This window comes from Wolbachia endosymbiont (group A) of Scambus nigricans (assembly GCF_947251485.1).
GTDB classification, from domain to species: Bacteria; Pseudomonadota; Alphaproteobacteria; order Rickettsiales; family Anaplasmataceae; genus Wolbachia; species Wolbachia pipientis.
This window is the reverse complement of sequence record NZ_OX366356.1, coordinates 456,231-469,974: the sequence shown is the minus strand read 5'-3', so window position 1 is coordinate 469,974 and position 13,744 is coordinate 456,231. Positions and strand designations below refer to the sequence as shown.

At 35.2% G+C, this 13,744-nt stretch carries 16 protein-coding genes and 1 pseudogene; 7 read left to right on the top strand and 10 right to left on the bottom strand.

Annotated elements, in window-relative coordinates:
• Nucleotides 1-412: 412 nt before the first annotated feature.
• Nucleotides 413-538: a hypothetical protein gene (locus tag OPR46_RS02690; protein WP_265043898.1), complete on the bottom strand. Its 126-nt coding sequence runs from the start codon at nt 536-538 to the stop codon at nt 413-415.
• 38 nt (nt 539-576) lie between these two features.
• Between OPR46_RS02690 and OPR46_RS02685 the strand changes: the two genes are divergently transcribed.
• The 5 genes from OPR46_RS02685 (at nt 577) to OPR46_RS02665 (ending at nt 4,577) form a co-directional block, all read left to right on the top strand.
• The gene (locus OPR46_RS02685; protein WP_265043896.1) at nt 577-711 is read left to right on the top strand and encodes a hypothetical protein; all 135 of its coding nucleotides are present in this window, start codon (nt 577-579) and stop codon (nt 709-711) included.
• Between the two features lie 37 nt (nt 712-748).
• Nucleotides 749-1,927, top strand: coding sequence for a ribonuclease D (locus tag OPR46_RS02680; protein WP_265044063.1), 1,179 nt, complete (start codon nt 749-751; stop codon nt 1,925-1,927).
• Between the two features lie 310 nt (nt 1,928-2,237).
• On the top strand, nt 2,238-2,825 hold the full coding sequence (gene coaE, locus OPR46_RS02675; protein WP_265043894.1) for a dephospho-CoA kinase: 588 nt from the start codon (nt 2,238-2,240) through the stop codon (nt 2,823-2,825).
• A 57-nt stretch (nt 2,826-2,882) separates the two neighbouring features.
• Complete coding sequence (locus tag OPR46_RS02670; RefSeq protein WP_265043892.1) at nt 2,883-3,083, top strand: hypothetical protein; 201 nt, start codon at nt 2,883-2,885, stop codon at nt 3,081-3,083.
• Nucleotides 3,084-3,173: 90 nt separating this feature from the next.
• Complete coding sequence (locus OPR46_RS02665) at nt 3,174-4,577, top strand: NAD(P)H-dependent flavin oxidoreductase (RefSeq protein ID WP_265043891.1); 1,404 nt, start codon at nt 3,174-3,176, stop codon at nt 4,575-4,577.
• Here the strand turns inward: OPR46_RS02665 and OPR46_RS02660 are convergent.
• The 5 genes from OPR46_RS02660 to OPR46_RS02640 form a co-directional block, all read right to left on the bottom strand.
• Nucleotides 4,526-4,828 carry a hypothetical protein gene (locus tag OPR46_RS02660; protein ID WP_265043889.1) on the bottom strand — a complete coding sequence of 101 codons (303 nt, stop codon included), beginning with the start codon at nt 4,826-4,828 and terminating at the stop codon, nt 4,526-4,528. The two genes, OPR46_RS02665 and OPR46_RS02660, sit on opposite strands and share 52 nt — an antisense overlap.
• 149 nt (nt 4,829-4,977) lie before the next feature.
• On the bottom strand, nt 4,978-5,154 hold the full coding sequence (locus OPR46_RS02655) for a transposase (protein ID WP_265043888.1): 177 nt from the start codon (nt 5,152-5,154) through the stop codon (nt 4,978-4,980).
• 162 nt (nt 5,155-5,316) lie between these two features.
• A complete protein-coding gene (locus OPR46_RS02650) occupies nt 5,317-6,489 on the bottom strand; it encodes a porin (protein WP_265043886.1) in 1,173 nt (390 codons plus the stop codon).
• 62 nt (nt 6,490-6,551) lie between these two features.
• Nucleotides 6,552-6,761: a hypothetical protein gene (locus tag OPR46_RS02645; RefSeq protein WP_265043884.1), complete on the bottom strand. Its 210-nt coding sequence runs from the start codon at nt 6,759-6,761 to the stop codon at nt 6,552-6,554.
• Nucleotides 6,762-6,793: 32 nt separating this feature from the next.
• Entirely contained in the window at nt 6,794-7,471 is a 678-nt protein-coding gene (locus tag OPR46_RS02640; protein WP_265043882.1) for a hypothetical protein, read from the bottom strand.
• A 233-nt stretch (nt 7,472-7,704) separates the two neighbouring features.
• On the opposite strand from OPR46_RS02640, the gene OPR46_RS02635 reads away from it, so the two are divergent.
• Nucleotides 7,705-8,490 (top strand): enoyl-ACP reductase FabI, encoded by a 786-nt coding sequence (locus OPR46_RS02635; protein ID WP_151808061.1) that lies wholly within the window; start codon nt 7,705-7,707, stop codon nt 8,488-8,490.
• Here OPR46_RS02635 and secD read toward each other — a convergent pair.
• Nucleotides 8,487-9,995 carry a protein translocase subunit SecD gene (secD, locus tag OPR46_RS02630; protein WP_265043880.1) on the bottom strand — a complete coding sequence of 503 codons (1,509 nt, stop codon included), beginning with the start codon at nt 9,993-9,995 and terminating at the stop codon, nt 8,487-8,489. The two genes, OPR46_RS02635 and secD, sit on opposite strands and share 4 nt — an antisense overlap.
• Before the next feature lie 125 nt (nt 9,996-10,120).
• Between secD and OPR46_RS02625 the strand changes: the two genes are divergently transcribed.
• Nucleotides 10,121-10,318 carry a hypothetical protein gene (locus tag OPR46_RS02625; RefSeq protein WP_265043878.1) on the top strand — a complete coding sequence of 66 codons (198 nt, stop codon included), beginning with the start codon at nt 10,121-10,123 and terminating at the stop codon, nt 10,316-10,318.
• Here OPR46_RS02625 and OPR46_RS06965 read toward each other — a convergent pair.
• The 3 genes and pseudogenes from OPR46_RS06965 to rsmA form a co-directional block, all read right to left on the bottom strand.
• A pseudogene (locus OPR46_RS06965) lies at nt 10,264-11,251 on the bottom strand (IS3 family transposase). The gene OPR46_RS02625 and the pseudogene OPR46_RS06965 overlap by 55 nt on opposite strands.
• Nucleotides 11,252-11,314: 63 nt before the next feature.
• The gene (guaB, locus tag OPR46_RS02600; protein WP_265043875.1) at nt 11,315-12,808 is read right to left on the bottom strand and encodes an IMP dehydrogenase; all 1,494 of its coding nucleotides are present in this window, start codon (nt 12,806-12,808) and stop codon (nt 11,315-11,317) included.
• A gap of 116 nt (nt 12,809-12,924) precedes the next feature.
• Nucleotides 12,925-13,737, bottom strand: coding sequence for a 16S rRNA (adenine(1518)-N(6)/adenine(1519)-N(6))-dimethyltransferase RsmA (rsmA, locus tag OPR46_RS02595; protein ID WP_265043873.1), 813 nt, complete (start codon nt 13,735-13,737; stop codon nt 12,925-12,927).
• Nucleotides 13,738-13,744: the final 7 nt, after the last annotated feature.

The following is a 13,744-nucleotide window of genomic DNA, read 5'->3' as shown; positions in this document are numbered from 1 at the left end:
ATCTGCAGATTAAAAGGTAAGGATTACTTAATGTATCGGCGTCTTATGTTCAATTTTTTGCAGTATATAGATACTGTATGTCTTTACAAAACTTCATCTACATCTAGATTTTTATCTAAATAAGCTGAACGCGCTTATAAAGCGTTACAAGACATCAAAAAATGCCAATACTCGACAGAGATAGTAAAAGACTAGCTAACTCGGGGATTCTTTGTCTTTTTTTCTGCTTAGTAAATTTCTTAAACATTTGCAGCGTAAGTTAGTTGCAATTAAAAGCAGCTGAATTTCGCTTGTCAAGCGTTTAAAACATAAAAAACGCCAATATTTTAAAGCGGATAATAACCACGGGGCTTCTTTTGCCTTTTTTTTTATTTGGTAAATTTCTTAAATATTTATAGCTAAACGACAATCGTCATACCGCAGCGGGATCTAGAGATACCGCTGCGGTATGACGTAGGACTGCTGTCATCCCAGTGCTCCTTTTTTTCATCCCAGTCTGGGATCTATTTTGCATGTAACTCCAATTGTGTTTTGGCATAAAACGCGACGCGTATTAGACTTATTTGCAAGCAAAGCTTGCTAGATCCAAGTAGTCAGGGCACTGGGATCACAGGAGAAGGAAGCACTGGGATTGGGATGGAAAAGGCTATTTGTGTGATGCCAATGAGTGATAGAAAGTTCTGCAAGAAGTCATTAATTGCAAAAATTTAATATAAGTGGTAAAGTAGAACCACTGAATAAAAAACATATGTTAATTAATACAACGTCGGAGCTGGAGGACATATGTGAGGGGTTGATAGCAAAAAAGCCAAAATTTATAGCAGTTGACACGGAGTTCATTAGAAATAATTTAATCTACTACCCAAAATTATCGTTAATTCAAATTTCTTACGGAGAGAAGAGTTTTATTGTAGACGCACTAGTGCCAGAAATTGATTTATCATTCATTAAGAAAATAATGCTAAATCAGGGGATAACCAAAGTGTTTCATAGCTGCCAGCAGGATATAGAATCCTTACTCACTGTGTTTAAATGTATTCCCACTCCCATTTTTGATACCCAAGTTGCTGCTATGTTTTGTCATTATTATCATGACTTTATTGGTTACTCAAAAGTAGTGGAGCAATATCAAGGAATAGCACTGGATAAAATTAAAGCTAAAAATTCAGATTGGTTAAGGCGTCCGTTGTCCGAGGATCAGTTAGACTATGCAATAAACGACGTGATACACCTATATGACCTACACCAAATATTGTGCAATAAACTTGAAGAAAATAATAGGATGGGTTGGTTTCAAGAAGAGATGGAATCAATAGTTAATATAAATAAGTACTTACATAATCCAAAAGATGCATGGAAGAGGATGAAATTTAATTATGAAGTAAATCCAAGGTTGATACTAACTGTTAAAGCAGTTAGTGAGTGGCAAGAAACCTTAGCACAGCGCTATAATATGAACCGTAATAAAATAATCAATAATGCTGTAATAGCTGGTTTTATTGAAAAAAATATAGAGCATGTTGATGAGATTTTAGATGATCTCAAGAGGAATGCAAAAAATATAAAAGATGCAGATTTACTAGAGTTTGTGAATATTTTTAATGAAAATGAGGGAAATTGGATGCAGCAAAACAATACCTTATCGAGTAATTATGACAAATCTGTACTTGATATACTCTCAATTATTTTAGATAGTAAATGTAAAGAAAGTAACATATCAAGGAAATTAGTTTCTTCAAAAGGTGAGTTAACCTGGTCAATATCTAGACAGACAGATAAATTATTCAAGGGGTGGAGATATGATTTTTTTGGCAGGTCAGTTGAATCATTTTTGAACACAAGCTCAAAATTTGAGATTTCAGCAGTGAAATCCGCAAATAATATAACCAAAATTCAGAGTAATTTGGTAGAGAATAACTGTTGCTAAAGTAACTTAGATTTATCGACAATCGTCATCCCGCTACGTGTTAGTGGCTAAGAGATACCGCGGCGGTATGACGGTTAAGTAGGGTGTCATTCCATTGCTTGACACTGGAATCCAGGAAAATTGATTGTAAACGAGCAAACATTTTCGATAAAATGACCAAAAAGCTAGATCCCAGACTGGAACGACACCACCTACAAATTGCAATGTTCGTATAGTTATGTGCTTGACACTGGGATCTAGAAAATCTAGTTAATATATATAGAGAAACCTTAGCTATAGTTTCGAAAGAAGTCTAATGTGTTTTTGTTATATGATTATAGGTCTAACAGGCGGAATTGGGGTAGGAAAGAGCTTTGTAACTAATTGCTTTCAAGAGTTTGGTGCTGCTGTATTTGATGCTGATTCTGTTGTACACCAACTTTATAAAGTGGATAAAAGCATAATAAGTTATGCAGAGAAAAATTTTCCTGGAGTGGTAGTAAATGGTGAAATAGATAGAACAGTACTGTCTAAATATTTCTTAGCCTACGATGAAAATTGGAAACAATTTCAATCTTTGGTTCACTCTGCTGTGCTGCGTGAATTAGAATTTTTTATTGCCAAGGAAAAAAAGATCGATAGAAAACTTTTAGTTTTAGATCTGCCACTTCTATTAGAAACAAAATTTTATTTATATTGCGACCTTATTGTTTTTGTTCATGCAGATAGCGTTGTGCAAGCTCAAAGACTTAACGAACGCAACATAGATAAAGAAAAGCTTAATCTAATCTCCGATGTTCAGTTATCTATTGAGGAGAAAAGGAAGATGAGTGACTTTATTATCGATAACAGTGTAAGCAAAGAGTATGTTTTTTCTCAAGTAAAAGATATAGTGGATTTATTAAACCTAAACACGTAGCTCTACGTCATACCGCCGCGGTATCTCTAGATCCCGCTAACAAGCAGCGGGATACGGTTGTCAGGATCCCAGCAGCCTCCCTCCCCTGTCATCCAAGTAGCCCACTATGGTGTCATCCCAGTGCCCAGACACTGGGATCCAGGAAAATTGATTGTGCACTATAGCAACATTTTTGATCAAAAACTGGATTCCAGTGTCAAGCACTGGAATGACACCCTTCCGATGGGAACTGCTCTCAAACTACAACAGCATGAGTAGCTACAGAAGCTTTAATGATACAAGAAAAAATAAACAGCTATCATTTTTTTAGTAATTAAGTAAAATAGAGTGAAAGATTGCGAGGAAGTTTTGAAAAACAAGATAAAAAAGATAGTAATTTCAGGAAAGGAAGTGTGGCCAATCATCGAAGGTGGTAAAGGCATTGCAGTTAGTGATGGGAGATCAAGCGGAGCATTTGCTGCAGCAGATGCTGTGGGTACGTTTTCTGGTGCAAATGCTAAGCTTATTGATGATAACGGCGAGTTGGTGCCGCTGATTTACAAAGGCAGAACAAGAAATGAAAAACACAGCGAATTGATTGAATATAGTATTAAAGCTGGAATTAGTCAGGCAAGAATAGCAAATGAAATATCAAAAGGTCATGGAAGAGTACATATGAATGTACTTTGGGAGATGGGAGCAGCAGAACGCGTGCTTCATGGCATATTAGAAGGAGCGAAAGGTTTGATTCATGGTATTACCTGCGGTGCTGGTATGCCTTATAGGCTTGGAGAAATTGCAGCTAAATATCAGGTTTATTATTACCCTATTATCTCATCGGTGCGTGCTTTTAAAGCATTATGGAAGCGTACTTACCAAAGAATATCTTCCTATTTGCTTGGTGGAGTAGTGTATGAAGATCCATGGCTTGCTGGAGGGCACAATGGACTCAGTAACAGTGAAGACCCAGAGCTACCACAGGCTCCATTTGAAAGAGTTGCAGAGCTTATATCTTTCATGAACGAGGTCGGTCTCTCAGAAACACCAATTGTTATGGCAGGAGGAGTGTGGCATTTGAAAGATTGGGAACATTGGTTTGACAATCTGCAAATTGGACCAATAGCTTTTCAGTTTGGCACTCGTCCACTTTTGACGAAAGAAAGCCCAATTTCTGCAGAGTGGAAAAAGAAGCTACTCACTTTAGAAGAAGGTGATGTATTTTTAAATAAATTCAGTCCAACAGGGTTTTATTCATCTGCGGTGAGGAATAATTTTATACGTGAGTTACAGGAACGAAAATTACATCAAGTAAATTTTTCAGAAAATGCCAGCGAAGAATCCAATAGTGAATTTGCAATGGGTAGCAGAGGTAGGAAGATCTACCTTACTGCAAAAGACAAAGAACTGGCAAATACATGGACTAAAGCAGGGTACACAGAAGCAATGAAAACCCCAGATTCAACTGTTATTTTTGTAACGCCAGATAAATTTAAACAAATAAGAGAAGATCAAATCAATTGTATGGGATGTTTGAGCCATTGTTTGTTTAGCAATTGGAAAGATCATGGTGACCATTCAACAGGACGAAAGCCAGATCCGCGTAGTTTTTGCATACAAAAAACACTGCAAAACGTTATACACGATGGTGATATTGAGAACGAACTCATGTTTTCCGGGCACAATGTGTACAAATTTAAGCAAGATCCATTTTATGAGAATGGCTACGTACCGGCAGTAAAAGAACTGGTGGAAAGGATATTGACTGGGTATTGAGTCAGTGACCTTACCCAGAAAAAGTGGAGAGAAAGTGTGGAATGTTTTTTACAAAAAGAATGATGCATCAAATTGTTCTGGAATGCAATAGTTATAGCCTTTCTTATAATAGTCCGAATTCGATAAGATATGTGTTTATGGCTATAGCAGGCCAGTAGCATATTACGGTCTGTTCGGATTATTGTAAAAAGAGCTATAATGGCCATTAATAAAGAGTTCATAACCAATTGTTTATTTATTGCACTACTCATTAACTACCATACGTGAGAATTATTGCTGCCAAATATAGCCATCCCTCCTTGGTTTTGATGTAAGTAATCCCATACTTTATAGCTCTTTTTACAATAATCCGAACAGACCGTAATATGCTACTGGCCTGCTATAGCCATAAACACATATCTTATCGAATTCGGACTATTATAAGAAAGGCTATATATTTCTTCATCCATTTTCCTAATACACTATCCCTTATTCCTAGATCTCTTGCTACTTTTGCAACTGGTTGACCTACCTTTCTTTGTTCATTTGCCAGTTTAACAGCTTCCAATTTGAATTCTGCTGTATATTCTCTTACCATTTCTAATCCTCCAAAATTTTATTTTACCAAAAAAAACTCTTTTCTTTCTCTCCACTTTTTCTGGGTAAGGTCAGTTTACTGGCCTCTCCATGAGTGAGATTGAAAAATTAAGTGTGAACGGTTACCTTGGATGACAGAAAAGAGTGTTGGAAGGAGGCAATATTAAAAACTTAATTTCAGTCCAGCCAAGAACACATAACCAGAGTTGTTATTTTCTATTTTAGGCTCTTTTGTACTAAACTTTACAATATCGAAATAGTATGAAGTACCTAAAAAAAGAGAATTTTCAAGACTTAAAGCATATGATGCTAACTCGTTTGTACCTTCGCCTGCAATATCCCTACCACTACTAAAATATGTTAAGCTCGATTTGTAAGAATCAGAACGGTAAGCGATACCTGCATTCATATAATACGTATTATTTGTTTCAGGATTACGCTTCTCACCAGATTTACCACCATTACCATACGAAAAAATGCAATCAAGATCGAACAATTTTAGCTTCAAACCAAAATTCCAGTGTAGTAATTGATTGCGGCATTCATAATTTTTAGAAGTCCCATCTGAGCAATCAGTTAAATTTTCTCTTGCAAATTCACCAGTTAAGGCAGTAGTAAAACCTATATCATCTGACAAGCTGTTTTTATAGGAAAGGCCAGCAGCAATTAAATTGCTGTACTGTAAGTTATTTTTTCCTGGAACATAACTGAATCCGAGTTGAAAGTTATAGATTTCAGGGGAGATGTAGTTAATTGATGATTGTTTTAACCCTAGTCCGAGTTCATTATAATCGCTATAAATATTGGGCTTGACCCAGAACACCTTGTCTTGATCATATCCATGGTCACCATCCTTTTTATGATCACCGCGCAAATTTGCATAGTTTGTCCAATGACCATTTACTCCTCCAGCAGCTGCATAAATTTTTGAAGTGTTAATTAACATGCTCTGACCAACTAAACTTCTTTTACCATATTCAATTGATCCAAGTTCCTGGTTTTTTATGATAAAATACCATTCCTCCATGTCTAACTTTTCTATGTCTAACGCTTTTAGGTTTGCAATACCAGAAACCCCTGCCTTAACATTAACCCCCATTTGAGTATTTGGATAAACTTGCTGTAAATAAAGAAAGCGCAAGTATGAATAACTTGAAGTTTTATCCTTAGGCTTAGCATTGAAAGAATCTCTGTTGAAGGCGTAGCCGAATCTCAAATCTATTTTTCCGTCTAGTTCTGCATAAAATATTTCCTTATCCAAAATTGTTTTAGAGCTAGCACTATTCTGCAAAAACAATGATGAAAGCAGTGCTACCAGGTAGTACTTTAACTTCATAAATAAACTTAAATCTTTATAAAAATTTAAGTTTAAACTCAATATAAATAAAAAACAACTTTTCAGAAGGCACCGCTGGTAGATTTTGCTGCCTGTTTTTGAGCTATATTCCCATAAATTATTGATATACTTGGTAATTTTTGCATTAATAACTGCTTATTAATGGCAGAATGTATACGATTAATTATTTTAGATGTACTTTTTATAGCCTTTCTTATAATAGTCCGAATGCGATAAGATATGTGTTTATGGCTATAGCAGGCCAGTAGCATATTACGGTCTGTTCGGATTATTGTAAAAAGAGCTATACATCGCAGTTAATCAAAACAAAAAGCACTTTATTCTCATCAATATACCCTAGAAAATCATCACTACGGCAATTTTTATAAAAATGTTCTATGACAACTTTCAGTGCATCATTTGTCTCGCTACAGCTACTATTTAAGCCAATTATTCCTATAGCTGCATTAATTTGATGTTGAAAGGCGAAATTCAATATAATGTATAACTCTAGAATAGTGGACTCATTGCCCGTTATATCGAATAAGTCATGGTTTTTATATTTCTTACCCATTAGATATTCATCTCTAAAGATTCCTAATTTATGGGACAAACTGATATCACGTATTAATAGCTCATAATTTATTTTATTACTGGCAAATTGTGCAGTGCGGAAAACTTTTACTTTTGTCCTGATATCTTCTCCCTTAGCATCAATTAAGGAAAAATCTATCACTTTAGGTAGTATATCAAGTAAATCGTGTCCATTTTCGGTATACTCTAAATAATTCTTCACGTTGTCAGCTGCTCTTGTGCTTAAGATATTAATTAATGGCTTATTAAGCAAATTCTTCTCTTCATATTTTAACAAATCCCTTGCAACTTGATTGAGCCCTAAAATTAACACGTTTTTTTTCTTATTATCCTGACAAACAGATACCACAGCATCATCTTTTCTTCTTGCAGTTATGAAATCATCCATACTTTCATTCTATACAGCGTATTTATAAGTATAATAAGATTATATTAAGATTTACTTACTTATTAATATGCTTAATTGGGTATAGGCAAAATGTCATATGGGATGGCTTTGTTGTAGAAGAATCAAGATTACTGTTTATAGACTTCAAGTTACTGCAAAAAATATTTTAAAACATAGTGATATCTTGACTTTACCTAGTTAATATTCCAAATTATAAAAAAACAGATAGTTCTATGACGACAAGTCTATTACAAGGCAAAAAGGGATTAATAACCGGAATAATAAATAAGAGATCAATAGCATACGGTATAGCAAAAACTCTCTCAGAGCACGGAGCAGAACTTGCAATCACCTACCAGAATGAAATAATAAAAGAAAAACTATCACCAATAGCAGATGAACTAAATGTGGAGCTAATATTACACTGCGACGTTTCAAATGAAAAAATCATAGATAACGCTTTCGAAATAATAGAGAAAAAATGGGGTACTCTTGACTTTTTGGTGCATGCAATAGCATTCTCCGATAAAAATGAGTTAGATGGTAAATATGTCAATACTTCACTGGATAACTTCCTCAATGCAATGCATATATCGTGCTATTCTTTCACTGCTTTAGCACAAAGAGCTGAAAAAATGATGTCAGGTGGTGGTAGTTTGCTTACTTTATCTTATTATGGCGCTGAAAAAGTTATGCCAAATTATAACGTTATGGGTTTATGTAAAGCAGCACTTGAAGCAAGTGTAAAATATATAGCATGTGATCTCGGGCCACAAAATATCAGAGTAAATGCAATTTCCGCTGGTCCAATCAGAACTTTAGCATCTTCTGGAATAAGCGATTTTCACTCCATATCAGAATGGAATAGAAATAATTCTCCGCTCAGACGCAATGTTACAATAGAGGATGTTGGCAAGGCAGCGTTATACTTATTAAGCGACTTAAGTAGTGGCACTACTGGAGAAATTTTGCACGTCGATTCAGGATATAACGTTGTAGGAATGAAGGTGGTTGACTAACAAAGCACTAGTTCCTTCGGGTTCATACACAACTTTATCAGGAGTTTTGTGACTGTGATTGCAGAAAACATCGAACATAAAATTCCTATTGATAAAGTGACAGAAAAGCCTCTAATTGCTCCACTGCCAATAATGAACATTATTCCTGCAGCAATTAATGTAGTGATATTTGAATCCAGTATTGTCTTTATAGCGTTTTTAAACCCTTCTTCAATAGCACGTTCCACTCTCTTGCCAGATTTGATTTCCTCACGAATTCGCTCAAATATTAAAACATTTGCATCCACCGCCATACCAACAGTAAGTGCAATACCGGCAATTCCAGGTAAAGTTAGAGTTGCTTCAAGCAGAGTGAGAATTGATAATATAAGAAGTACATTAGAAAAAAGTGCAACAGAGGCCAATACACCTAATTTACCGTAAGTGATGATTATAAATAAAGCCACGGCTATAATAGAGATTGTTGCTGCCATTTCCCCTGCCTTTATTGATTCTTCTCCAAGACTTGGGCCAATGTTTTTTTCTTCAATTATTTTAAGTGGTGCTGGCAGTGCTCCAGATTTTAAAAGTATTGCAAGTTCGCTTGCTTGTTTTTCAGTAAAATTACCGCTAATTTCTCCCTCTCCATTTAAAATTGGCTCACGTATTGTAGGTACTGTTAAGACTGTGTTATCCAGAACAATTGCAAAAGGTTTTCCTACATTTTCTTTAGTGATTTTCGCGAATCTTTTACTCGCTATGCTGTCAAATTTAAAATGCACTGTTGGTTTACCTAAGTGACCAAATCTAACTGATGCGTTAACCAGCGAATCGCCACCTATTTCAGTTTTGCGGAATATTGGATAAGAATTGCCTAAAGAATCCTTGAGCATGACAGTGGTTTCATGGTCTATATCCTGCACCTTGGCTATGTTAGTGTTTGCCAAATGAAAAGCTAGCTTAGCAGTTTTGCCAAGCAGAGATTTTATCTGCTTGGTATCTTCTACTCCAGGCACCTGCACTAATATTTTATTCTGCCCTTGTTTTTGAACGCTGACTTCCTTTGTGCCAAGTTTGTCCAAACGGCGCTGGACATTGTTTATTGATTCTGCAGCTACTTCACTGATCAAAGAATTTTTATAATGGGGTTTATACGAAATGAGAATCGAAGAATCTTTTCTATTTAGTTCTAAATTTGGATTTATCGCATTAATCAACACAGATGCTTTTTTATAATCATCAATATTATTTAAAGTTATAACGCTATTTTGTACGTTAGATTCAATATTTTTTGTTAGCAATGTCTCTTTTATTTCGTTAGCTAGCATGCTTAGCTTTTCCTTAAAATAGAAGTCTAAGTCTATGTTTAAAAGCAAAGATGCCCCTCCTTTCAGGTCAAGGCCTAAGTTTATTCTTTTTTTCGAAATAAAAAGCTTATTATCAAAGAAATTTGGCAGTGTTATGTATAAAGCAAATAAACAGATGCATAATACTGAAAAAGATTTGACTATAAGCCTGTTATACATAAGTTGTAGGTTTAAAATTGTAATAATTGATTGTAAGTTAAAAATAGATTTTTGTAAAATTCTCTATTTGACCTTACCCAGAAAAAGTAGAGAGAAAGTTAAGACGTTTTTATCATGAGAATAAATTGTGCAGGAATGCAATAGTTATAGCTCTTTTTACAATAATCCGAACAGACCGTAATATGCTACTGGCCTGCTATAGCCATAAACACATATCTTATCGCATTCGGACTATTATAAGAAAGGCTATAATAGTAGAATGTCTACGTTATTTGTTACAAAAGATTTCTATGTATTCAAATATGGCAGTTCTGGTTTGTTGAGCGAGAAGTATCAATAAGCAGCTCCCTTTTAAGTGAACTTTTCTGCAACAGAGTTATCGTAACAACAGCCCTTATGGCTCATGCTGGAAATGATGTTTTTTGTATTCAATAGAAATTGGTGATTTTGATAGGTATACTGTGACCCTTGATCGCTATGTAACAGCAGATTTTTATCGGGTTTGCGTTTATCAACGGCCATCAATAAAGAATCTATAACTATAGCTCTTTTTACAATAATCCGAACAGACCGTAATATGCTACTGGCCTGCTATAGCCATAAACACATATCTTATCGCATTCGGACTATTATAAGAAAGGCTATATTTGGCTGATCAGTAGTAAAATTTTGATCCAATGTGTTCGGAGCCACAACTCGGTTGCTTATTTGCTGTTTTTTATTTTTGAACCTTCGTCTAAGCTTGGTTTTAATGCCATTTTCTTGCATAACACTTTGTACTGTTTTAATTTTTGCCTAAAGCTTTTAATTCAGCGTGAATTTTAGGGGCTCCATATCTGCATTTAGAAGCTTGATGTATTTTTTGAATATCTGCTAGAAGCCCTTCTTTTGCTAATTCTTTACTGCTTTTTTCCTTAGCAACCAATACCACCAGTACAAAACCCTACATAGTTCCTGTATTTTATAGCAATTTCTATATAAAAGAATACTTTACTCTTTTTCTTTGCCCAGGGCTTTTTTTAAAATGTCTCTTTCTCTTGTTAGTTCTTTTTTTAGATCAAATCTTTCTTTGTCATAAGGAGCCTTTGCCTGGAAATGCGTATGCTCCAGACATTTTTCCATCATATTTTCTTACTTAACATACTGCCATCTATACCTAGATCTTTTGCTATTTTTGTACTTGCTTGACCTGTTTCTTTAACCAGCTTAACAGCTTCTAATTTGAATTCTGCTGTATATTCTCTTCTATTTGTCATATTTTGAAAAAACGTTTTATTTTACTCCAAAAACGTCTTAACTTTCTCTCTACTTTTTCTGGACTACTCCGAATCGGTTGACAAATTGGACGTTTGATAAGCATAATTTGGAGCTTCTTGTGTAATGACTATATCATGAGCGTGACTCTCTCTTAATCCTGATGCAGTAATAGTAACAAATTTACAATTTTTTTTCATCTCTTCTATATTCCTATTACCAGTATACCCCATTGCAGCTTGCAATCCGCCAATCAATTGATGGATTACTCCTGAAGCTGGACCTTTGAATGGAACTCTTCCTTCCACTCCTTGTGGAACTAATTTGAGTTTTGAATCTTTATCTTGAAAATAACGGCTAGCTGAACCTCGTTTCATTGCACTAATAGATCCCATTCCTCGATAGCCTTTATATGCTCTGCCCTTATACATAATAATCTCACCTGGGCTTTCGTCAGTGCCAGCAAAAATCGAACCAATCATCACAGAGTCAGCACCAGCTGCAATAGCTTTTGCAACATCTCCTGAGTATTTTACCCCACCATCAGCAATTAGTCTGACGTTTCTTGCTCTACACGCCTCTGCAACATTCTTGATTGCAGAGAATTGTGGCACACCAACACCTGTAACTATTCTGGTTGTACAGATTGATCCTGGTCCTACTCCAACCTTCACTGCATCAACACCCGCATCAATCAACGCTTCAGCAGCCTCCTTTGTTGCAATGTTTCCGCCAATTAATTGCGTATTAGGATACATCTTTTTTATTTCCCTAATGGTATTGATAACGTTTTCGGAATGACCGTGAGCAGTATCCACAACAACTACATCAACTTCTTCTCCGATCAAAGCTTCACATCTGTCTATACCATCTTTTTTACCAGTGCCAATTGCAGCGGCAACTCTGAGACGCCCTTTACTGTCTTTACATGAATTTGGGTATCTATTGTATTTTTCAATGTCTTTAACCGTAATTAAACCTATACAACAAGAATTTTCATCTACGACCAAAAGCTTTTCTATTCTATTTTCATGCAACAATTTCATTGCTGAGGCACTATTCACTCCCTGCTCCCGCACTGTCACTAACTTATCTTTTGTCATCACTTCGGAAACTTTTACATTCATGTTCTGGTCTTCAATAAATCTCACATCTCGGTTAGTTAAAATTCCAACTAACTTGCGTTGATCAACTACAGGAATGCCAGAATAATTGTGCTCTCTCATTAATGAAATTGCTTCCGCAACTGTTTTATCCGGTGAAATCGTAATTGGGTTATACACGATCCAACTTTCATATTTTTTCACCCTTCTCACTTCTAAAACTTGTTCATCTATTGATAAATTCTTATGTATGCAACCTATCCCTCCATGTTGGGCAATAGCTATTGCAAAGCCCGATTCAGTAACAGTATCCATTGCAGAGGATATGAGAGGGATATTTAGTTCTATACTATTTGTTAAATAAGTTTTTGTATCTGCATCGCAAGGCAATATATTAGAATAGGCTGGCAAAAGAAGTATATCGTCAAACGAATAACAAGCTTCCATTTTTTTCATAGGCTTTATTTAAAGCTTATACGCCAATTAATTAAATTGCAATAGGCAAAATTAGCTAGGAGCCTTTAATTGTATAGCTCTAACTGTTTTTAGGAGATAGAAAAGCTATATGGTTGCTAATACATTTTATTGCAAAATAAGCATTCTACATTATTTGCCAGCAAACAAAACTGCTCAATAGTTAAGTTTTCTGGACGCTGGTTTCCGCTCAATTTAGCGTTTTCAAGGACAGTTTCAGCGTGGTTCGTTATATTTTGCAAGCTATTTCTCAGCATTTTTCTTCTTTGAGAAAAAACGACACGTGTTAATCTTGTTAAGGTTTCAAAATTTACTGCAAACTTTGGGGTAGGCAAAGGATTTACTGTAATTACTGAAGAATGTATTTTTGGTCTTGGAAAAAACTCTTTAGGTTCAATATCAAATTCCTTTTTTATATCACATAGCAACTGGCTTAGCACTGATAAGGAACCATAATCTTTAGAATTGGGTCTTGCCGTAATGCGATCTGCTACCTCTTTTTGAAACATTAATGTCAAGTTCGTAAAAAATTTTATATTATTTAACCACTTTAAAAATAACACTACCGAGATATTGTAAGGCAAGTTAGCAATAACTTTAACTGGGCGCTCTATCAGCTCTTCTTCTGTAACATGCAGTGCATCCGCTTCTATAATTCTATACTTTCCTTGATGCTCATTTAGCAGTTGGTCATGGTGTTTTACTAAATCTCTATCTTTTTCTATAGAAAGTAGAGACTTTGGATTATGCACCAATATTTCTCTTGTTAATGCACCATATCCAGGACCAATTTCAATGACATTAAAATTTTCCAGACTACCAGCTAAAGCGACGATTTTTTTTGTTATCTCACTCGATAAAATAAAATTTTGCCCTAGATTCTTTTTTGGCTTCAGTAAAAATTTTTTCATATTATTT